Source organism: Nitrospira sp. (genome assembly GCA_029194665.1).
Classification (GTDB): Bacteria; Nitrospirota; Nitrospiria; order Nitrospirales; family Nitrospiraceae; genus Nitrospira_D.
This window is the reverse complement of record JARFXO010000007.1, coordinates 23887-46300: the sequence shown is the minus strand read 5'-3', so window position 1 is coordinate 46300 and position 22414 is coordinate 23887. Positions and strand designations below refer to the sequence as shown.

Below are 22414 nucleotides of genomic sequence, written 5' to 3'. Positions count from 1 at the left end.
GAGGAACGAATTCGGTGAGCACAACTTTCTTGTGATCCACCAAGCGGAAACAAAAGCCAAAACTGCAGGAAGGGCGAGGATGATGATCGGCATGGTGGTGTCGTGAGCTGCTAACGCTTGCCTCTGGAAGAAACAAGCAGAAACCAACGTGTATGGTTCATCAGGTCGGTCCGGATCAACCCGAGCGCTTTCGGCAAGCCGGACCCGCAGCTTCGCGATAAAACGCAATCAGCTCAGGGACCGCTTTCTCGAAGGAGTACGTCGCTCGATAATCCAATTCTCGCTCGATGGCCGCTGAGCTATACCAGGCACAGCCGATAAGCTTGGTCAGTTGTTCCGTCGTCAAGGGAACCTGCGGGCCACCGATGAATCGAAGCCCATCGCCGCACCGCGCACCGCTTTTGAGCATCCAGAGCGGTACTCGCCATCGGGGATGAGGCTTCCCTAATCCGGCCCGCAAGCAATCATAGATGTCGGTCACGCAATACGGCTCGGTATCGGTCACGATATACGCGGCTCGATTAAAACACGGCACACGAAGGCACAGCAACACCGCCTGCACAAAATTCTCGACATGCAAAAGACTCCGGACCGCCGAGAGGCGAGGCAAGGCCGGAAACCGCCCCTGATCGATCGCTTCCATCATTCGATACAGGTTGCCTTTCTTGGTCGGACCATAGACCATCGGAAGCCGGAGCGAAACAGCCGTGAGGCCATATCGCTCAGCGTACTCCGAAACTAGTTGCTCCGCCCGCCATTTTGATCGACTGTAGGCAGTCTGGGGATCGGGAACCTGCGTTTCATCGACGCACCTCCTCGTCTCCTCGCCGAACACTTTGACCGAACTTACAAATACGATGCGATTGACTCCGGATTTCACGGCTGCATCAAGGATATGTCTCGTGCCTTGGACGTTGACGGCTTCATAGTCCGTCTCGGCTCCGGAATCATCGATGGCATGGACCTTCGCCGCCAGATGCACGATGGCGTCGCAGTCTCTCGCCATTTCTTCGGTTTGTAATGAATGACAGATGTCGGCGGCTATCGTCTCGCCCCTCGAGGGGAACGCGAGGTTTCGGTTCGGTTCGCGAACGACCGCACGTACTTGGCATCCCGATTGACAGAGCTCCGGAACAAGAGCCGATCCTAAAAACCCCGAGGCGCCTGTCACCAGAACCCGCATGCTACGTCAAACAGTCCGATCAACCCCTGGCATTTTAGGCAGATAGACCCCCATCAAGAATCAGGCGCAGCTCTTTTGAGCAGCTCGTGATACAGAGCCAAGGTTTGTTGAATCACTATTGTCGAGGAAAATTCCTTCACCACAATCTCCCTCCCTCGACCGCCCAACTCATGCCTCAATTCAGCATTTTCCAATAACAATATGATTGCATCTGCTAACGCAATGGCATTCTTTGGAGGGATGAGAAGGCCGTTGACACGATCGCGGACGACTTCACGACAACCCGGAACATCGGTAGCAATAATAGGTTTGCCACATGCAGCCGCCTCTAACAGACTCACAGGTAATCCCTCGCGATAGGAGGGCAATACGACAACGGCGGCATTTCCAAACACCACCGGCATATCACTCCTGTGTCCCCACCACTCTATCACCCCTTCTTCCTGCCATTGATGTAATTGCTCCGACTGAATGCTCGCCGGATTGCTTTCGTCACATCGCCCAACAAGCACAAAACGAGCAGGGGATTTCATCCGCCCTATCAACCGTGCAGCTTCGACGAATTCACCAACGCCCTTATCCCACAACATCCGACAGGGCAAGAGAATGATCGGTTCTGGGCTCTCTTCGGAAGTCGGCCTAAATCTATCAGTATCGACGCCCGTCCCTCGAATGATTCGAGTTTGACTTTGCCGCACAATGCGATCACGCACGAGTTCGACCTGATCCTCGTCATTCTGAAATACGGCAATTGCGCCGGCATATCTGCAGGCCACGCTCAACCCGAACCTTAGGAACAGACGGAGCAGTCTCGCTCTCAACTCTTCGTTCGTATATGCATACCCTAATCCTGCAAAAACATTCATCACGAAAGGAACGCCTCCAAGACGAGCGGCTATGGATCCATAGAGAATCGGCTTGATGGCGATATGATAGACAAGATCGGGTTTTTCAGCCCGGTAGAGCCGAGCCAGCTCCACAAGGGTGAGAAACTCTCGAATAGGGTTTATACTCCGGCGAAGAATGTTGACGGGGAAAAGTTTGAAACCTTGTCCGCGGATCTCTGAACCGTGTTCTTGAACACGCATGGCAAGCAACACTTCAAACCCTGCATCTCGCGCAGCTTGAGCAAGTCCCATCCAGTGGAGGCGAAAATACCAGTCCTCGGTGACTAGAAACAAAATTTTCGGAGTCGAACGTATCCGCAAACTCACACCCGACCAATCAACTCTTGACGGACATCATACTGCAGTCCGTCTCCTGTGAAATAATGTGCTTCCACACTACCTGCCACTCCTTCAGAACCCTGTCGTTGGCAACCTGAAATGAGCTCCGTGACCATCGGTTCAGCGTTCCTGCGAAATCGAGCAGAACGTCCCGTCCAAACCCGAGGCTATGAACTAACACTCCTTGCACAGAAATCATCGCGGAAGGGATATCGTCCACTCGCCGTAAAAGCCGGCGACAATAGTTCAATCGACCTCGCCCCAATTTTCTGGCCGAAATGTTGTCCAGACGGTAGCCCAAGAGGATTTCCTCCAACGCCGCAAAGCGACTGTAAGAAAAACTTTGAAGAAGGAGCGCTTGATCTTCGCACCGGGTATCTTCATCGGAATAGGGATGAGATAAGAACCAGGTCCGTTTGCCCATCCATGTCGGATGGGCAAGCGGGAACCCCCACCATGGTCGTCGGCAAATGGCTTCGTGTGAGCTTGCCGTCGGGTAGCACCCGATGACCTCGCCTTCCCCCTTGAAAATCATAGCACCGGTTCCCAGCAGATCGATCCCGCGATGTTCTTCAAGGAACTGAACCTGCCGTTCAAGACGCTGTGGATACGCTACATCGTCGGCATCCATCCTGGCGACATACCGTCCCCTAGCTAGATGCACACATTGATTCAACCGTGCGGCGAGCCCCAGATTCCCTAACGGCTCTTGAATGAATCGGATTCGGGAATCCTTCACATGCAATATGCTCTCTGCGGTCCGATCGGTCGAGCCATCATCGACGACGATCAATTCCCAGTCTTGATACGTTTGGGCCAGAATGGACCGCAACGCAAGATCAATCGTCCCGGACGCGTTGTACGCCGACATCGCAACAGTGACCAGAGGGCTCGCATTCATTTATGATAGACAGTTGACAAATTGCGTTGTTGCAGGATGTTCAAAAAGGTCTTCCAGCGAGGCCGCAGTGAGCGAAAGGCCGAGGCGTACGTGGTCGGTACATTGAGGCCTTGAGCGATACGAGAACAAAGCTGGAGAACTTTTTCAACATCCTGTTAACTTTCCCTGTAAAACATCCGCCCCGGCCAACCAGCGGCGCTGTAGGTCCAGGCTCCTCGCAAACGCCAGGAGAGTTCGAAGGTCAGCCGACGTGCGGCGCGCGGACCCCGTCGCTTGCCAAACATCACAGACGCGACACTGATCAAAAAAGCTCGGATCAGCTTAAGCGCAGGACTTCGTCGGTGGTGATCGGCCGCAGCCTCAAACGTCGCCCAGTCGATCGGCTGATGAGGTCGTCGTGCCGCCCGTTCGTTAAGTTCAGCCAATATTCCTTCAAAGCGCCTCCCATACGTATGGTCGCGTCGCACTCGGTCAAAGCCGCGTCGCGCAATCTCATCTCGCCGCTCAGGATGAGCGAGCAGCGATTTGACCTGTTCGACCACCTCGTCGGCGCCTTCGAAGGTCAGAACTTCTTCCCCGATGTGGAAGTACTGATCGAGGTTCGGAGTCTTCTCAGTCAAAAGACAGCCTCCATATCCCGGCACCTCGAAGATACGCGCCTTGATCTGTCGCCTTGCAGGATCCGAACGACCGTGGGCTCCGTCGCTGAAATTAAGGCTAACCTGCGATTGACGAATAATTTCTCCCATGCGCTTGGTCTCAACGGGACCTTCCGGCCATCCATGGCCGAAACAGGCGACCTCGATCCCTTCGTGACGAAGCCTGGCGATCATGGCTCGACGATTCCCGTATGCTGCGCCGACAAAGCTCACAGGATATCGGCAGGCAGCAGCAGGCAGGGGGAGCATCAGGGTATCGGCATTGGCTGCCCACTGAGAGAGGCAGACCGAATCGATACCGTCCTGATGGTAGCGTTCGATCATCTGCCGGTAGGTCGTCACGAAGAGATCGAATTCCGAACCGATCAGCTTGGAGAACATCCGATATTTCCAGGAATCATCAGTCGACCAATTGACGACCCAGGCTCCGCTGTTCCGGATGATTCGGATGGTCTCGGTCCAAACCTCATAATGCATCAGAACGCAGAAAAGGACATCCGGGCTCGTCTCCTCCACACGTTTCAACAATGCTTGATTCAACCGAGAAAAATCATCGTGGGGAGTGCGGGACAAGGACTCGAAGAAATGCACTTGATGCCCCAAACGCCGCAAACCAGGGAGAAAGTTCGCGTATTCTGGGCCTTCTCCGCGTGAGGGGTCGCCGTAGGCATGCTCTCCCAATACGCATAATATCTTCATGACATTACGCCGACCAAGCCCGTCGCGCCGTGACATGGTAGCCGACTGTAAAACGCCTCTCGCGGTCGAACTTATCCAGCCATTTGCAGCACAGGGGAACGATCAAGCCAAGGACAGGAAACAACAGAATCCACATCGGAAGCCAGAGCAGCCGAATGCCCACTGGAAGCGGGCTCAATGGACCGGTCGTTTGAATAAACCTTACGGATTCCTGCCCGAAGAATCGAAACGAGCCCTCGTTCGGTTCAATGTTGATTTCCTCGAATCCGGCCGCCTTGAGAAAGCGTTCGTACCACCAGGGTGTATAGCCGCCGTAGTAATGGTAGGGCTCTTGATGAATTCCTGATCCAAGCGGCGCGGTGAGAATGAGCATTCCTCCCGGCTGAAGAATCCTCGCTAATTCGTAGACTACCCGGATGGGCTCGGGATGATGCTCCAGCACCTCTGTACAAAGCGCAACTCCAAAGGTGCCGTCGGGTACCGGGATGGCGGTCACATCCGACACGAAGTCGAGTACTCCATAGCCGCCATGTCTCAGCTGGTCACCCCGCAGCGGAGCGAGGTCCTGCGTGCGGTAGTCGCAGTGTGCGAACAACGCTCGATAGGGACAGGAGCCGGCACCGACATCCAGCACTCTTGTCCCGCTCGGCACCAGCGACGCCTGTTGCGCAATCCAACGATCGCGCCGCACCACGTTATAGGCGAACAGTTCACTCTGAGCCAGCCAAGCGCGTAACCCGTTACTCACGTACCTTCACGAACTCAAAAAGGCCGCACCCATAGTCGAGATCGGCGGCAGCTTCCGGTGCAACCTTCTCGTTGAACTGTCCGGCATCGTCCACAAGGGAGAAAGCCTTGAGCTGAAGCTCCTGGAAGAACCCGCCGACCGTGCTAGGCGAGAATACTCGATGCGCATTGAAACAAACCCGCTCGCGTCCGAGCGGCACCGATAGAAACAGCGTTCCGCCAGGCTCCAACACACGCTGTAGTTCGGTAGCGGCTAGAAGGCTCCCAGCCGGATTGATGGGGTCCCCATACCGACCAAGTCCGACATGTTCGAGGACATGAAGGCACGACAATGACGTGATGCTCCCGGTGTGGAAGGGCAACCGAATAATATCCCCACCAAGCGGAAGGAAGTTTGAGAGCTGGACTCGAAGAGGCCGATAGTCAACAAACACGGTCTTCGCACCGGCACTTAACACGTTCATCATCATGACACTTGAGCCGACATCGACATGGAGAGAGGGCTTCTTCTCATGTAACCGCCGCGCGAGCCACGCGGCCTGAAAGAAATAGTGCGGATCAAACGGCGTGGCCACGACACGATCAGCAAGGCATGGGTAAGAATCTCGGAAAGCAATCAGTTGTGTGGCGGCCTTCTTATTATAGATTTTCCATTCCACAAGATAGCGAGGCAATGCTCCAAGGCTGGTAAAGAAGTGGGGGCCCAAGAACGCTGTACCCCACCGGACAATCGCACTGTTGCGGAACTGATGTCTCACGACGGCGGTGAGAGATGAAGATTTGCTAAGGGCATACCCGATGGGTGATACTCCAGTATTTGAAGACATCATGGAAAAACGGGCTTGCGTGCTCAAACTGCTTGGCCATGGCGGCATGGCTCATGAGACCTCGAATGTACAGCGATGCGGACAGGCTCGAAACCAATCAGTCGCTCGCATGTCGGGGAACCACGTCTTGATTACGCATAGCTCTTGGCCAAGGATTCGTTCGTCACAGCTCAAACACCTCATCGGGACGATAGTCCGGCTTGAGATCCCAATACCAGGCATCGCCCTTCTGGTTCGATGATGAGAAAGGAAGCCTGTCATAAGTCTGCGCAGCGCGTCATTTTCTTTTGCCGAGGCCGGTTTGGGCCGGCTTCCAACGGCCAATATTGGAGGCATGGCAACATCTCAACGGGCTGCCCAACCAGATCATCTCGTCTCCAACGTCGCTGTGAGACATGCACTCGCCACCGGATCGCGGCTTCGTGCCAAGCGCAACGAAAAGCTCTTCCCAATTTGGACCCTGGCAATCCATCAAGCACCGCGCGACGGAGATCCTCCCGTTCCCTCCGATAGCCATCAGACCCAGCGATCGACTTCTGGCCGGCATGACGGCGAAAGGCGCTGAAGGTCAGAGGAACGTATCGGCATGTTCCATGAAGCGCCATTCGAAGAAACAGGTCGAAGTCCGCCGCATACCGAACAGCGGGATTTATCCTACCGATGCGCTCATACAACTCTCGCCGCCAAAAACACGCGTCTTGGAGCGGTGTCCATCCTCCGTATAACATGGGGGTTTGAAGAGCTTTTACATATCCCCTGCTGAAACAAATCACGTACCCTGCCTCATCGATGTAGAAATCGTCCCCAAAAATCATATCGGCTCCGGTGTCAGTCAGTACTCGCCGAGCCGTATCCAGTGCTCCCGACAAAAGCAGATCGCCGGAGTTGAGCCAGCACAGAATGCCGCCTGTCGCCCGGGCGAACCCCTTCGCCAATGCGTCCGCATAGCCTTTATCCGACTCACTGACCCAACCGGTCAGTCGAGATTCGTACTGCCGGATGATGTCGACGCTCCCATCCGTTGAGCCACCGTCGATGATGAAGTATTCGTCACCGGGATCGAGATTGCGCAGGACCGACTCCACGGTTTGCGACAGATATAGACCAAGGTTGAGATTCGGTGTTACCACCGTGACGGACAACCGAGGGAACCGGTTCATACCGCAGCCTCTAGGACGATGTTCTCATAGGCCATGGCGAATGCGCGACGGCGTTCCGGCAAAGAGGCCTGGGCTTCCCGAATCGCCTCGCGCTCAACGCCGGAATCGTAGGACTCCAGCGTCGCAGCCATACCGGCTGCCAGTTCTTCGGCCTTGTCCGGCGAAAAGTACCAGCTTCGTTTTGGAGCCTGTTCCCGATGCACGCCAAGATCCGACAACAGGACCATCTTACCGAGCGATTTCGCCTCCTCAACCGTGGTGCTCCAGCCTTCAAACCGGGACGGATTGATGACCGCCACCGAACCTACCATAAGAGCGTACAGATCTTCGTACGCCACCGTACCCAGCATGGCGAAACACCCCTCGACACCCCCGTCGCGTACCCGTTGCATGAGCGCATTGAAGTAGGCCGGCTGACGGTAGTCGGAGGTGTTGCCGGTGGCGACGACTCGTGCCTTCACGCCTCGCTCCTGCAAGAGTCGGAGGGCCTCCACCACCAGCAAGTGATTCTTATGATTCCAGAACTGGTTCGGCAAATGAAAATAGGGCTGGGTAACCCCCAGCCGCCTCGTCGTGGCACATGTCACCTCCTCGGAAGGAGCCCTGGCATCAGCGACGAAGTGAAGGATCTTTGCCTTGCTTGCACATCGCCGATCGAGGGCTTCCAGATCTTGTCGGGCATCCTGGCTTGAGAGAATAACGACGGGACATACGCGGCAGAATAGGTTGCGTTTTCTGACCCTGGCTCTGATCTCCGTTGGGGAGAAAAATTCAGGAAGGTGTCGCTCCTGAAAATCCGGTATCCAGCCGAGCGCCGGAATCCGCCTCAAACCACCGAAAAATCCTTGGTGGGAGAGCACCTGGATGCCATGACGCTGGAGCAGACCTTCCAGCAATAGGTCTCTTCCGCACAGCTTGGCGCTGATACGACGTGCATTCCATGACGAACTGCCCACATCCAGCAACGATGAGCGTACTGTGGTTTGAGCAGGAAACTGCGCCAACACGCTCTCCTCCGTGCGTTCACCGCAGAAGATGATCGGTTCAATGCGAGGATGCGGCAAGTCTCTCAACGCACGGAGTAGGTTTCGGAAGTAACTGACTCCCCCCAACCATGTTGTTCCGTCAAACGTCAGGATAAGGCCGACACGAATCACAAACGTCGAGCCTTGAACCATTGGGCGTACGCTCGCACGCCGTCCCGCCAGCCAACCTTCGAACGCCAACCCCACCGCCGTGCCGCGTCCACATCAGCCCGATAGTGGAGCGGATCTCCCTGTCGAGCCATTCCGGAAAAGACCGGTTTCTCATGGATACCAAGGCCATAAAACAGCACTTCCAACACCTCGGCGATCGTTGGGGAATCGCCCGTACCTCCATTGACCACCGGAGAAAGCGATGATGCATACTCGACTGCAGTGAACAGTAACTCAGCCGCATCCATGACGTGAAGCCAATCGCGCGTCTCCTCCCCCGACCCGGCAAAAGTCAGATCTCCACTTGCAGCTCTATTGCACGCATCCCACAACAACTGCTTCCGTAAGTTGTCCCCGTACACGGAGAAGAATCGTACCACCGCAGAAGAAACTCCATACTGCGCTCCATACATCCGGCACAACATTTCCCCGAACATCTTGTGAACACCGTATGGGGACACTGGATTTAATGGACCATCTTCTCGAACAGCCTCTGTCCCTCCTTGCCCGTAAACGGCTGCGCTTGACAATAGAACGAGGCGCGTGAGCGGTGCGCGCAGTCTCACGTATTCCAAGACTGCCGCTGCAGTCCCTGCACTTCGTTGAAAATCTTGATACGGATGGCTCAACGAATACCCGACGGTCCCACTGCCCGCACAATGGACGAGGGCATCGGGCACCGCTACCAACGCCGAGAGCGCATCGAACGAGATGTCGGCTGCATGCCACTCCTCTATACCCCATGACCGGGCTTCCTCGAAAGACCATGTGCCATGGCCCAATCCGATGACGGACCATCCGGCCTCTGAAAACCGCCTGGCGACATGCCGACCAATAAATCCGGCCGCACCGGTGACGAGAACCTTGCTAGGCATCCAACGGCTTCTCGGCGACGAATGAAAAGTGGCGGCCCGGCTGGTCGAGGCGCTTCCCAAGCCAGTCGATCATGAATCCGGGGACAAGTGTCGCCCAGGGCAAATACAGTCGGTCCGCAATTCGTCGCTTCAATTCAGCGCGCGAATCGGGAAACAAATTGATGTCGGACGCATAGGGATTTAACACGTGAGTCATCTTGAGACCTGCAGCTTGGATCGCCGCCTGATATTCGCTGAGGAGATAGGCGTGCTCGCCGCCGTACAAGCGATGGAGAGGATGAGACTCGAGAAATGCGGGGAGATCGGCTTTCCGGGAAATCACATGTTCTCTCGTAGCAATGGAAATCCCCCCTGGTTTGAGCACCCGACTGACTTCTCGGCACAGTGCTGAAAGATTGCGCGCATGATGGAGCACGGCGCGACAATGAACAAGATCGAAGCAGTGATCTGGGAAGGGAAGCGCTTCGCCATACTGAGCTACCACTTCGATAGGAAGACCAGTCTCCTTAGCCAATTTTCTGATGGCCTCGGCACCGACAACAGCGCTCGGATCAGGTTCCACGGCGGTTACTCGCCATCCGTCGCGTGCCAATGCATAGGAAGCGATGCCCCGGCCGGCGCCAAGGTCGAGCGCCTGACCCTGCTCCTTCGGAAGATAGGGACACACTGCTCGCCATTCCGTACTTGCATGGTAACGTTGTGCCGCTTCTACCAGTGGATCGTCGTAGAAGCACGCCCGCACAAGTGCCCACTGATCGGGTTGGTGACGAAGCCGGAGAACGGCCTCCTCCCACGATGACAATTCAGGCACGTTCTGCTTGTGTGAGTTCACGAATGACTCGTGCCGGATTTCCGGCACAGATCGTCCAGGGAGGAATAGAGGTTGTTACGACACTACCCGCTCCTATTATGGCACCTTGCCCAATCATAACCCCTTTAAGGATGACAGATGAACATCCGATCCACACATCGTCACAAATCTTCACCGGTTGCTCGTCCAGATCCAATACCTTGGGATGTCCTTTTTCGAGGATAGCTCGGTAGTGATCATGGCGGGCACGAGCCGAGATTGGATGAGTCAGATTATCAAGAATCGTGACAAGATGGGCGATCAAGACTCGGTCGCCGATGTGAATGTGAGCAGATGACCACAGCCTGCTCTGTTCGCCGATATAACAGTAGTTGCCGATCGTGATTTGTCCACCGTGAGCGAAGGTTAACAGCTCGCCGCGAACGTGCGTGAATGCGCCGATTTGTATGTGTTCAGGGGAACGCATATTCGTGATCTTCGCTTCCGAATGAAAAACTACTCCGGGCTCCGACTTGACTGTCCGGCTCTGCTTGTAAGCCCGTAACCTGCCCAACATTACTTGAGGAGATCTAAACAGACGACCGCCCTCGATGCGGCAGCAAAGTCAGCGTCATAGGTTTTGGTGTTATGAATGTCGAAATAGGTCGAGCCGGCAGATTGCTCGCGCGTCGACACCCTCCACCCCTCGGGCAAGTATCTGAAGTGAAATTCGCTACACGAGGTGGGAGCAAACGCCTGAATGAGTGCATCGACCATCGGCGCATCGAATATCTGAAACCATCCGTAAGTCTGGGCTTTTCCGAACGGAACGGTCACATAGAAATGCCCTCCAGGTTTCAGAACGCGCTTGAGTTCTTGTACCACACCCAAATAGGCAAGAGGAGCGTCTTCCCTTTTAGAGACATCACTCGTGTACAGCATCGTGTTATCCATCCCGACATGCTCCAGGGTCGAGAGGCTGACGATCCAATCGAAGTAGTCGTTCTTAAAGCCACTGTCTCGAAAATCTTCGTAAACATACGACACACCCAACGCATTAAATGAAATGGGCTCCGGCGCAAGAGTAGAAATGAACACGCGTTTATTTCTGAATACCGCTCGTTCTAGCAGAAAGCGATGGTTGAGAACGGATCCCGCGTCTAAGAGGACCCCCTCATCGGCACGAAGACGATTGAACAGCCAGGGATACTCGATCACCCGCTCGTCAAGTCGGAAACCGTAGTGTTGAGGAAGCTGGTCGGCACTAAACAGTCCATGATCGAGTATTCGCTGTATCTCACTTTGTCGATATTCACCATACCCTCTGGACCATGGCCGACGACCGGTATGTAGATACGCCTGTCGATTGATCTCAGCCTTGAACGCTCGCCAGAATTTCATCCATCCACCTGCGCGCGCGGTTGAAGAAACCCGCTTCAGCGCCATAGCACTGCGAGCATTCTTGGATAAAACAGACTCCTGACCATCAAGTTGAGACATCTACGCGACACTACATTTTGGAACAGGAAGCAGGTGGCTATCCCATATGCGATCAGAGAAGCCCACGCAGCACCGACAATTCCGTACCGGGGTATCCAGAGAACATTTAACATAATATTGACGGCCGCACCCAATGCCGTCCTCTGCAATAAAATACTGTTGAGGCCCTCAAGGAGAAGGTATTGACCACTGGCAACCCCTAAGGCCGCAAATACCAATGCCCAGATATGAATTTGTAGCACCGGAGCAGCCGAAGCGAAGTTCGGACCAAAGACAAACTTTATCAACGGATCGGCGAAAACTGAGATGGGCACGGCAATGAGAATGGCACCGATAGCCACTATTGAGAACATCTCCTCCACTCGTGCGAGATAGTTCGCACCATCCGATTCCCTTGCCTGCACAAGCGCCGGCACCAACGACATCACAAACGCACTAGGAATGAAATAAAACACCTCTGATATTTTGGTTGCAACGGTGTACATGCCGACTGCTTCATCATTCAACAGTTCGCCGAGCATGACTTGATCGATCCGCATATACAGAATGATCACCATGGCGGACAACGCCAACGGAAAGGCATCCTTCAGCAAGGCACGAACTCGCCCGGAATGGATCCGCCACGGGTTGAACCCTTCCCCCAACCACATGAATACGCCGAGCAGAGCGACGCTCCCTACCACCGCCTCAGCAAGCCCCATCCATGCAAATGCGATGAGCGGAGCACCAACGAGTATGAGGCCGGACTTCCCCAAAGCCCCTGCAGTAATTGCAATCATCTTAGGAATAACAGAGAGCCTCGACTTGAGTGCCGAGCGAAACCACATATCGATCACATCCACACTTTGAAACACAAACACGCCAGCAAACAGAAACACCAGCCAAAAGCTAAGAACATCATCAGGCCGGATCCACGAGATCACCACTATTGCCAGGATAAAGGCCGCACCTGAGCCTACAAATTTGATCAGCCACGCACTGCCTAATGTAAGTTCCTTGGTGTGAGGCGCCCGTGCAAGATCCCGAACTACCACGTTATCAAGTCCCAGCGTGGACAGTCCCGAAAACAGTGCGACAAATGCTGCCGCAAAACTGAGTTGCCCGAATTGTTGAGGGCCAAGATACCGTGCCATCCACACGTTCACAACCACACTGATACTCAATCGATACACATGATCGGACGACAGCCAAATGGCATTCGTCATCACTCTCTGAGCGGCGATCCGGCCCTCGAAACGACGCCGCAACACCGCCGGCAATAGCCGCACCCACCACGAATCCATAGGTTCAGTTGCCCAGAGACGCCCGCAATCTTGCAGCCGCTGAGAGTCTAAGAAATCCGTTTGCTTGAGAGCCCCTTGAAACAGGCACTGGCCTCCTATGCTTTCCCTGCTGATCACGCAGCATCTGTTCGTTCACATCGGTACGACATCGTTCACGTCGATTTCTACTACTGCGGCCTGCTGGACCACTCGAACTCCGATCACGAGTCGATGTCGCTTTTCCTTCCGTAAGAGAATGCCTTGAACTCCCTGTAAAGGGCCCCGAACGACTTCCACCCTCATCCCTTCATGGAGATAGGGATGGGGATCATACGGAAGCACGCTCATCATGAGGCGGCGTAGCGCAGCGATTTCTTGCTCAGGGATCGCTTCGGGTCGACTTCCGCTGCCGACGATTTCGACGACGCCCACGATCTTTTGCACCGGCGTCTTTTCGGGCTGAGAAAACCGCACGAAACAATAGCCGGAGAACAGCGGGACCTCGATTTCCTTTTTCCTGTCCTTCCACTGGCTCAGCCGTTTGACCGTCGGCAGCAACGGCTCGATTCCTTGCTTGTCCAACTGATCTCGTACCAGTTTTTCATGGCGTGATTTGGTACGGAGTGCGTACCAGCGAGGTGCGGGCATGAACTCGTTCATGCCCCACCTCGCGCGCGACATGCGGGAAATGCGAGCGATGCGGGACACGCCAAAGTGGATAATCGAGCGCTCATAAGGAATCTCGCTACTTCGCTTTGAGTGTTCGAATCAAAGCGCCGAGTTTGGCGCTGATCTTCTCAGCGGCTTGTCTGAGATCTTTGGCACGGTCTGACCCGATGTAACCCACTCGCTCGGCAATGAAAAGCTGCGTCTTGAGTTCACCGGATGATCCTTTTGCGATATAGAGATGGCGAATCAACTCCGGAATCGTCTCTCGCTCCTTGCCTTCGGCGATATTTGAAGCAATCGAAACAGCCGATCGTCGCAGTTGATCCCTGAAACCGAAATCCTGTGAAAAGCTGCCATCTTTCGAGACGGCATATATCTCAACCGCCAACGAAGTAGATTCCTGCCATACCTCAAGATCCTCAAACCGGATTATGGCCATTCGCCCTTTCGGCAACTCTCGCGAGTCACACCTTTCTCACGAATCCCGCCAGTCGCGCTTGTCGCGCATCCTGAGGACACAGCTCCGCCCTTTCACTTACAGGGAACAGAAAAAACAACCGCTCCGCAGCACTCAGAATGATGGAGCCAGCGCTATGATCTTGCCATCAGGAACGAGGCGTTGCTGCAATGTTGCACGGTGCCCCGCTGCCTGGTCGAAATCCGCCAGTAACACCGCATCAAATTCCCATTCACTCAACACCTCCGGCGGCCAGACCGGATAGGATAAAAACGCCTCCTGCCGGCTATCATCTACAAATCCAACCAAGGTCATATGCATTTCTCGGAGCGACAGATACGCCATCTCCGCCAGTTCACCTGTTCCATAAATGACGACCCGTTTCGTTCCGTTTTGGGCCGTATCAGACAGCGCTCCTCGTAGCCGCGTCCGCATATCGCGGTAGTGAGACAGGGAATACTCCATATAGAGATAGGCCAGCCTGGATTTCTCAGCAAGCCCTTGTGGAGTCAGTACATACCGACCCCGGTGTGAGGGAATCGTGGTTATTTTAATATAGCCGCTCCGCACCAACCGCTTAAGATAGAGATTCGTCAGACCTAGAGCAACCCCTAGCTTTGTCGCAAGAGACCGCTGGGTGACCGCACCATCGCGCTCCAGCTCGCTCAGCAAGAGAAGATCTCGTTGCCCCTGGAGATTCATATAGTTAGATGGCCGTACCCAACGTTCAGAATATGAACGCAGAAGCGCATTGGAGTCAAGCGCAGCATCCAGAACCAACTCTCCACAGCAACGATGAGACGTCTTACAGATGAAGCACGGTCAGCGCTGACGGGGCCTCTGAGACCTTGGCGATTGCGGACGTGACCTTTGCAACAGTGAATCGATCAAGACAATCCCAGTAGGGGCAGACCTCCCCGATACATTTTTCGCAAGTGGGAACATCCGGTCGCAGCAAGACTCCCGTCCCAAGAGGTTTCCATCTCACAGGCAAGTTGTTTCGTCGCGGGTCAAACAAGGTGACGGCGGGGACACCTAGGGCTGCCGCCAGATGAGCCGGTCCTGTCGCTCCTGAGACGACGACATGAGCATTGGCGATCACCGACATCAGCTCCCGCAACGACAGAGTACCCATAAGATCCACTACCCCTGAGGAAAACGTCGTAAACGGCAGCGGACCTTTGCCGAACTCCGCTCGCTCCTGATCGCTTCCTGTGAGCAGGACACCATACCCTTTTTCCGTCAATGCAACGACCAGGTCACGGTAATGGTCCAGCCGCCAGCGGCGCGCAGAAACTCCTCCCGGGTGGACCACGACGCGAGGACTCGGCAGTCGCGACCACCGAGCTGCACCGGCGTCCCGTTCCGCTTCCGTCAAGGTGAGTACGGGCGGGATTACAGGCTGGGGGCGCAATCCCAACCCTTTCAGCATTTCAACGTTGTATTCCGACTCATGCTTCGAAAATTCGCTGCGATGTTCGTAAACATGGCGGTTGGCCAATAGGCTATACCAACGGTACCTCGTCGCAACTCGAATTGGGACAGCAGTCACCCATGCGGCCCACATCAGACGACGAAAGGGCTTCAGAAAAATCGCCGCCTCAACTCCTTGTGTAAAGGCGCGACGGAGTTCTTTGAATGGGTCCATGAAGCGAATCGTTCGCACATAGTCCACATCGGGATGGCGATCGAGGAGCGGCGCGACCGTAGGACTGGTGAGAAAACCGATCGTGACCCCCGGCACAAGCCGCCTGAGTTGGGTCGCCACGGGAAGCGAGAGCAGGACGTCACCGATACCGTCCGGGCGAACGATGAGGACATTCATCGACATGGTACGTGAGCCGCCAACAGCGGTCGTATCAGATCGACCACGTGGGTCGGTTTAATGAGATGAAGGCATTCCAATTCAGGATCATGTCTGCAGACACGACTGAAACAAGGGCTACAGGATACCTGACCGGCTAATACATGATGGCCGGCCCCATAGGGACCGGTCCGAACCGCACTGGTCGGGCCAAACATCGCAATGACCGGAACTCCAAGCGCGGCGGCAACGTGCATCGGTCCGGAATCGTTGGTGATCATGACGGTCGCCTTAGAAAGCAGGGCCGGTAAGTACCCCAATGGGATCTCACCGCTCAGATCGATGAATGGGCGGTCTGTCAGAGTTCTCACCTTATTGGTGTAGGCACGTTCATCCGCACCTCCTATCATGACGATCGGATCAAGCTGTGTCTCATGCAGCTGATCCACGACGGCGGCGAAGGACGCCTGCGGCCAGCGCTTTGTCGGCCAGCGCGCCCCCATGTTCATGGCGACCCATGGCCTGTCCACCGAAAAGCCTCTGCGCCGGCAGAGCTCCCGAACCGCTGACATGTCCTCCTCCGACAACCTGAACCCAAATCGCGGTTTGTCAGGCAGAGCTGCTCCCAACGCCGCGACAACCGAAAGATATCGGTCGACAGCGTGAATATCGGGGCTGAGCACCGGTACCCGTTGAGTATAAAACCATGGGCTCCCTTCCCTCCCATTCGCGAATCCAATACGCGTCGGTGCGCCGCTGAAACGCGCCAAAATGCCACTGCGAAACAGGCCTTGCAAATCGATGGCGAGATCAAACCGCTCTGCTCGCAATGCCTGGCCTTCTTGAATCCAACTCTTCACCGTCATCTCCACAGGCCAGACACGGTCGACTTCCTCCGCACGCTCGACAAGGCCAGCCCACTGACGCTTCACCACCCATGTTATATGCGATCTCGGCCATTGCGCTTTGATCGCCGAGACGACTGGAAAGGCGTGAACGATATCCCCGAGAGAACTGGGCTTGATCAGAAGAATACGGGCGCAGTTCAACGTCGACGCGGAACGACTAGAGAGAGAGTTAACCGCTGGTACCGGACAACCTTCCGGCGAACCCCGTTCGTCAGAGCCTAAAGACGAAGGAAGAACGCCTGTCGTCAATCCTTGCACGGTCCGACTCGCTTCATGGCCGTCCGACAGAATGGAGCGGCAGCTGAGCAGAATAGAGTTTGTCGAGCAGTGCCTTACCGTTCCGCTCACCCGCAGTATCTCGCCTCTCTTGGACTGTTCGGCAGAGGCGTTGCCAAACGCGAACGTACGGCAACGACGTCAAGTGGCGTCGCACGTTGCTGTGCTGACGCACGATCCTCGAGATCCATTCGCAGTTGCCGGGAATCGAGGCATCGTAATGATCGTCGACCAGCGGCTCCATGCGGGAAAAGAACATCGTGATGTTCCCACCGTCGCGAGAGATCAGATGCTTGACCTCGTACAACCCATGTTTTTTGGCCAACCTACGCAATGACACCACGTTGAAATTATAAAGATGGGCTTCATGGAAGGTACTGTGAGGAGCCTGGCAGGTTGCCTCCACATTCGGAACTTCCACCACAAGCGTACCGTCCGGTTTGAGCCAGGATCGGAGCAAGTCCAAAATGAAACCGGGATCTTCCGTGTGTTCGAGCACATGCCAGATCGTGACCACATCGAACGAGTCCGGTGCCAACCCCGCGTCTTGCACGAACCCGACCTGTACCGTGAGCCCATATTCGCGAATGGAATAGTCGGCATACCCTCTATTCGGTTCAATCCCGTTCACACCGTGCCCCAACGATTGAAGCAGATAGGCGAACTCTCCTCCCCCGGTGCCGACATCCAGAACTGTTTTCCGATTCGACAGCAACCGTTCAATCTTCTCGAATCGCGAGAGGGCCACATGGCCCGCGCGCAAGACATGTTTGGGCTTCGGGCTATAGCTGTGTTTATAGGAGAGTCGATACTCTTCCTCGTAAAACCGCCTGGCGTCATGAGGACGTGGGTCCGACCACACGAGCCCACAGGCTTGACAGATGACGGTACGCAATGACTTCCCGCTTCGACTTCTGTTCGAAAGAACCGACACCTCGGTGCCACCACAAAGGTTACAAGGAATGGAACACGTGGTCACTGGTCGGCTCACTGCCATCCTCCTCTCTCCCCGAACAACACCGCCAACTCCTTCGTCACATCGCCGCTGACACAACTTACGCCGGCTCTTCAGTCGACACAAGCCGGACCGAATAGCGCCTCTCCATCTCCATCCGTGCTCACGGATGCGTGACCTGACGCGCGCCGATCGGTGCGGACAACCGGCTGACATCAGACAAGAGCCAATCGACAGCCTCCGTCAACGAAGCGGCGATCCAATCTGGCGCCGCCCCTGAGACTTTCAGCCTTTCTCCTTCCTCCCGGGGAACGACTCCAGTCGTCACCAAAACACTTCGCGCCCCGATACGCTTCGCCAACTCAATATCGCGGATGTGATCGCCGATCACGTAGGCTCGATCAAGATTCACCTGCCGTTCTTGCACGGCTTGGTCGATCATCCCACGGTTCGGCTTTCGACAGTCGCAACCGTCGTCAGGATGGTGAGGACAGAAATAGATCGCATCGAGTGACGCACCTGCAGCAGCGAGAAGACACTGTAGCTTCGTGTGCACGGCATCGAGGTCATCGCGCGTCAAGAATCCCCGCGCGATCCCCGATTGATTGGTGACGGCGATCAATCTGGCACCGGCCCGCTTCAACCTGGCGAGCGCCTCAGGCACCCCTGGGAACAGCTCAAACTGATCGGTGGACTTGATATAGCCGGGATCGGGGTTGAGCGTTCCGTCTCGATCGAGAAAGATGGTGTAGCCGGAAAGCATGTTCGTTTGGTCCGTCTGGTTTGTCTGAATCACTCTCTCCGCGTCCTGCACCTTCGTCCCAGCCAAACGAGATACGCCGGATGAACCTGCGATCTGTTGCACTGCCGCTTCATAGACCCGGTCAACGGAGACGCGAGTCATACAACGGTGATCGATCGGACATTCCCTGAGGAGGCAGGGCGCACAGTCTACGGCTTCCCGCACGATCGACCGTTCTTGCCCATAGGGAGCAGTGGTGCGCCAATCCGTGGGACCGAATACCGCCACAACCGGCACACCAAAAGCCGCCGCAATATGCATCGGCCCTGTATCGTTCGTAATCAGCAGGCGACAACGCTTCACCACCGCCATGAGTTCCCGAATGGTCGTCGTACCGGATAGGACTGCCGATCGCCCGCCGAGCTGAGCGGCAATATCCTTCCCCAGCGGTTCCTCTCCCTTTGCTCCAAGAATGACCACTGCAACTTGCGCGTTCTCAGTCTGTTCCAATCGCCGCACAAGTCGCTTCGCGACTTCGGCAAATCGGTCTGACAACCACCGCTTGGCGCTGCCATAGATTGAGCCGGGGTTGATCCCGAGCATGATGTCCGACGAGGAGATACCGACCGAGGCAAGCCGCACATCGACCGTTCGATCCTCGTCTGTCGAAACGAGCAGCGTAGGAAGAGTGGCTCCACCAGCCAGTCCCAATGGTCGCAATAAATTCCAGTAGTACTCGACTTGATGTACCGGAACAGGGCCTTTCGCAACGGCCACCGGTTCGGTCAGAAATAGGACTCTCCCATCGGTTGCATAGCCATATCGTCGTGGGATGCCGGCGAGCCACGCAAGGAATGCGGCTTCGAACGCGTTCTGAAACAGTACCGCCAAATCGAAACGATGCCGTCGCAAGGTACCGGCGAGCGACCACTTTCCCGACATTCCCGCATGCGCTCCCTTGTCATCGTACCGCAGCACGTAATTAACCCCCGGGTGGGCGTTGAACAGCTCTGCGATGGCAGGTTTGGCAAGCATGGTCAGCTCGGCCTCAGGGAACAGAGACCGCAGCCCACGGACAGCCGGCTCGCACATGACGGCGTCGCCGATCCAATTCGGCGCCCGCACCAGGATTTTGCGAGGCAAATTCTTACGCACGAGAGTCCACTTATTCTACCTCACCCTGTAACGTCCCATCGATTAACCTGTGCAGCCGCTCTTCTCCACGCACGACTTTCGTCCCAAGGCGAAGCATCCACCAAGGGTCGCTTGGAGTGAGCAAGGGGAGCAGCTTCCCTCCGTCCTTCTCAGTCGTCAGAACGATCTCGCCGCCGGTGCCCTGTAGATTGGCACGAATCCGCTCAATGTCGCTGTGCTGATAGCCATGATGATCTTCAAAGGCAGTCTCACCCAGGACCTCAACCTCCATCGATTCGGCTGATCGACGGAATGATCGGCTATTCCCTATACCGCTGACCAACCACGTTTTTTTTCTTCGACACCATTCAACCGGTTGCGGCTCACCCGAAACGAGCGACCTGACGGACTCCGGTTGGAACACAACTTCAACGGCGTCTTCGGGTAGGCATGAGATCGTTCGCAATCTGCTATAGATCGCATCCACATCATGACGCGAATCGGCACGGGTAATCACAATCGCACTGGCTCGACCAAGCTCCGTCAAGGGTTCCCGCAGTCTGCCGGCCGGAAGCAGCGCATCAAGTCCTGGGGCATCGGTGGCATCCAGCAACACAAGATCGACATCACGGTGAAGTGCACGATGTTGGAAGCCGTCATCTAGAACGATGCAGTCGACTGGATACCGATCCAACACCCACCGACCAAGCGCGACCCGATCGGCTCCCACCGCCACAATGGCGTGGGGGCAACGTTGCGCCATGAGGAATGGCTCATCCCCCGCTTCCAATGGGCCAGCTACGATTCGAGAACCATCAGAGACGAGAAGTTGCCGTACCCCACTCGTCCGTTTGTATCCCCGGCTCAAGATCGCCACTCTCCGCCCTTTGGCCGACAGCCGGCCCGTCAGGAGAATGACGATGGGGGTTTTTCCTGTCCCCCCGACCGTAAGATTGCCCACGCTCACCACAGGACAGGGCAGCCGCGTGGTACTGAGCCACCCCTTCCGATAACACCACAGCCGAAACCGGATGATCAGGCCGTACAGCCCAGCAACCCAGTAAAGCCCTTTACGGACCGGTTGTCCAGGCTGCAAGAATGCCATGTTAATGTTTGGCCATAAGAGGTCCCGGCCCTGTTGCAACACAGGAGCCGGAATACGAAGGAGCTGCAAGGAGACAGGTTTCAATGAACTCCAGACTCCGTGTCAGTGCGCCTTGATTGTCCAGCACCGCCTGCCTTGCAGCCTGGCCTACCCGATATCGAGCTTCAGGCCGACCCAGCCATTCTTCAAGAGAGGCGACAAGATCCTTTTCTCCCGTCACTCGTCGACCTCCTCCTGCTTTGGACAAGAGCGTCGCGACCTCCGCACAATGGTCTGTGTGGGGCCCAAACATAACGGGTGTGCCCCACACGGCCGGTTCCAATAAATTGTGTCCTCCGACGGGAACCAGAGTCCCGCCTACAAACGCCACGACAGCTTCTCGATAGGCGCGAGACAACTCTCCTCTGGTATCCAAAATGACCACGCGTGGCCCGGATCGCTTCTCTTGAATCCGACTCCTCCGCTGGACGACCAATCCGGCTTCTCGAACCGTCGCTTCGAGTCGTTCAGTCCGCTCGATATGGCGCGGCGCCAACATCAACACCGTTGAGGGATAGGTCTTCACGATCTGTCGATAGGCCGAAACCAACAGCTCCTCTTCGCCGGGATGCGTACTGCCGGCGAGAATCAACTGTTCCTGCCCATGGATCCCGAAGCTTCCGCGGAGCGACTCCTCGGATCGAACGTCCGGCAGCGGTTGATCGAACTTGATATTGCCGGTCACGTGAACCCGCTTCGGGTCGGCCCCCAATGCAACCAGACGATCCCCATCCCTATCGGTTTGCATCAGACAGAGCGTCAATGTCTGAAGCACGGAGCGATAGAAGGACCGAATCATAGGCAAATCCTGACGGCGAAAGGACCGGGAAGACAGCCGCCCATTCACCAATACAGAGGGCACATCCTGATCTCGTAATGTCCACAGTAAGTTGGGCCATATTTCGGTCTCGACGAACAGATAGAGCATTGGGCGCAGGCGCCGAACCATACTTGCCACGGCCCAAGGAAAATCCAGCGGAGCGTATCTGTGTTCGGCGATGCCCCCTAAACGTTGTTCGACCGCCTCACGTCCGGTCTCAGTCACCGTCGTCACAATGTAGCGAAACTCCGGATGGCGCTCGTGCAGCGCCTTCACGAGCGGTGCTGCCGCCACCACTTCACCGAGCGACACTGCGTGTACCCAAATAAGCGGCTGCTGCGACCCACCGCAGTCTGAAGAGTGGACCTGCAGGCCCATCCGCTGGAAAAATCCCGGTCTGCAACGTGGCTTGGCTAGGAGGACGCCCACAATCACAGGTGCCGCAAGAAGTAGGCAGATGTTATAGAGAATCTTCCACAT

The 22414-nt window shown here is 55.8% G+C and carries 22 protein-coding genes; all 22 read right to left on the bottom strand.

Going from position 1 to position 22414, the window contains the following annotated elements; genetic code table 11:
- Positions 1-175: 175 nt before the first annotated feature.
- The 22 genes from P0119_20105 to P0119_20000 all read right to left on the bottom strand — a co-directional run bounded on the left by P0119_20105 (position 176) and on the right by P0119_20000 (position 22414).
- Complete coding sequence (locus tag P0119_20105; GenBank protein MDF0668358.1) at positions 176-1183, bottom strand: NAD-dependent epimerase/dehydratase family protein; 1008 nt, start codon at positions 1181-1183, stop codon at positions 176-178.
- 53 nt (positions 1184-1236) lie between these two features.
- A complete protein-coding gene (locus tag P0119_20100) occupies positions 1237-2397 on the bottom strand; it encodes a glycosyltransferase family 4 protein (protein ID MDF0668357.1) in 1161 nt (386 codons plus the stop codon).
- Between the two features lie 10 nt (positions 2398-2407).
- Positions 2408-3310, bottom strand: coding sequence for a glycosyltransferase family 2 protein (locus tag P0119_20095; protein MDF0668356.1), 903 nt, complete (start codon positions 3308-3310; stop codon positions 2408-2410).
- Positions 3311-3465: 155 nt separating this feature from the next.
- On the bottom strand, positions 3466-4668 hold the full coding sequence (locus P0119_20090) for a glycosyltransferase (protein ID MDF0668355.1): 1203 nt from the start codon (positions 4666-4668) through the stop codon (positions 3466-3468).
- 4 nt (positions 4669-4672) lie between these two features.
- Positions 4673-5416, bottom strand: a complete 744-nt coding sequence (locus tag P0119_20085) for a class I SAM-dependent methyltransferase (protein ID MDF0668354.1) — start codon at positions 5414-5416, stop codon at positions 4673-4675.
- The gene (locus P0119_20080; GenBank protein MDF0668353.1) at positions 5409-6290 is read right to left on the bottom strand and encodes a DUF268 domain-containing protein; all 882 of its coding nucleotides are present in this window, start codon (positions 6288-6290) and stop codon (positions 5409-5411) included. Before P0119_20080 ends, P0119_20085 begins: the two co-directional genes overlap by 8 nt.
- A 209-nt stretch (positions 6291-6499) precedes the next feature.
- The gene (locus tag P0119_20075; protein MDF0668352.1) at positions 6500-7402 is read right to left on the bottom strand and encodes a glycosyltransferase family 2 protein; all 903 of its coding nucleotides are present in this window, start codon (positions 7400-7402) and stop codon (positions 6500-6502) included.
- Complete coding sequence (locus P0119_20070; protein MDF0668351.1) at positions 7399-8580, bottom strand: glycosyltransferase; 1182 nt, start codon at positions 8578-8580, stop codon at positions 7399-7401. The genes P0119_20075 and P0119_20070 overlap by 4 nt, the downstream gene beginning before the upstream one ends.
- Positions 8556-9473: an NAD-dependent epimerase/dehydratase family protein gene (locus P0119_20065; protein MDF0668350.1), complete on the bottom strand. Its 918-nt coding sequence runs from the start codon at positions 9471-9473 to the stop codon at positions 8556-8558. The genes P0119_20070 and P0119_20065 overlap by 25 nt, the downstream gene beginning before the upstream one ends.
- A complete protein-coding gene (locus P0119_20060) occupies positions 9466-10305 on the bottom strand; it encodes a class I SAM-dependent methyltransferase (GenBank protein MDF0668349.1) in 840 nt (279 codons plus the stop codon). Before P0119_20060 ends, P0119_20065 begins: the two co-directional genes overlap by 8 nt.
- Positions 10277-10750, bottom strand: a complete 474-nt coding sequence (locus P0119_20055) for an acyltransferase (GenBank protein MDF0668348.1) — start codon at positions 10748-10750, stop codon at positions 10277-10279. Before P0119_20055 ends, P0119_20060 begins: the two co-directional genes overlap by 29 nt.
- Positions 10751-10839: 89 nt before the next feature.
- Positions 10840-11664: a methyltransferase domain-containing protein gene (locus P0119_20050; protein MDF0668347.1), complete on the bottom strand. Its 825-nt coding sequence runs from the start codon at positions 11662-11664 to the stop codon at positions 10840-10842.
- Between the two features lie 35 nt (positions 11665-11699).
- Positions 11700-12968 (bottom strand): flippase, encoded by a 1269-nt coding sequence (locus tag P0119_20045; protein MDF0668346.1) that lies wholly within the window; start codon positions 12966-12968, stop codon positions 11700-11702.
- Positions 12969-13178: 210 nt separating this feature from the next.
- Complete coding sequence (locus P0119_20040) at positions 13179-13685, bottom strand: UpxY family transcription antiterminator (GenBank protein MDF0668345.1); 507 nt, start codon at positions 13683-13685, stop codon at positions 13179-13181.
- 85 nt (positions 13686-13770) lie between these two features.
- Complete coding sequence (locus P0119_20035) at positions 13771-14133, bottom strand: four helix bundle protein (protein MDF0668344.1); 363 nt, start codon at positions 14131-14133, stop codon at positions 13771-13773.
- 132 nt (positions 14134-14265) lie between these two features.
- Positions 14266-14823: a winged helix-turn-helix transcriptional regulator gene (locus P0119_20030; protein ID MDF0668343.1), complete on the bottom strand. Its 558-nt coding sequence runs from the start codon at positions 14821-14823 to the stop codon at positions 14266-14268.
- Between the two features lie 133 nt (positions 14824-14956).
- On the bottom strand, positions 14957-15982 hold the full coding sequence (locus tag P0119_20025) for a glycosyltransferase family 9 protein (protein ID MDF0668342.1): 1026 nt from the start codon (positions 15980-15982) through the stop codon (positions 14957-14959).
- Complete coding sequence (gene waaF, locus P0119_20020) at positions 15973-17121, bottom strand: lipopolysaccharide heptosyltransferase II (GenBank protein MDF0668341.1); 1149 nt, start codon at positions 17119-17121, stop codon at positions 15973-15975. Before waaF (P0119_20020) ends, P0119_20025 begins: the two co-directional genes overlap by 10 nt.
- A 13-nt stretch (positions 17122-17134) precedes the next feature.
- On the bottom strand, positions 17135-18034 hold the full coding sequence (locus P0119_20015) for a class I SAM-dependent methyltransferase (protein ID MDF0668340.1): 900 nt from the start codon (positions 18032-18034) through the stop codon (positions 17135-17137).
- A 223-nt stretch (positions 18035-18257) separates the two neighbouring features.
- On the bottom strand, positions 18258-19991 hold the full coding sequence (gene waaF / locus P0119_20010; protein MDF0668339.1) for a lipopolysaccharide heptosyltransferase II: 1734 nt from the start codon (positions 19989-19991) through the stop codon (positions 18258-18260).
- A 10-nt stretch (positions 19992-20001) separates the two neighbouring features.
- Entirely contained in the window at positions 20002-21075 is a 1074-nt protein-coding gene (lpxK, locus tag P0119_20005) for a tetraacyldisaccharide 4'-kinase (protein MDF0668338.1), read from the bottom strand.
- Position 21076: 1 nt separating this feature from the next.
- Positions 21077-22414: a 3-deoxy-D-manno-octulosonic acid transferase gene (locus tag P0119_20000; GenBank protein ID MDF0668337.1), complete on the bottom strand. Its 1338-nt coding sequence runs from the start codon at positions 22412-22414 to the stop codon at positions 21077-21079.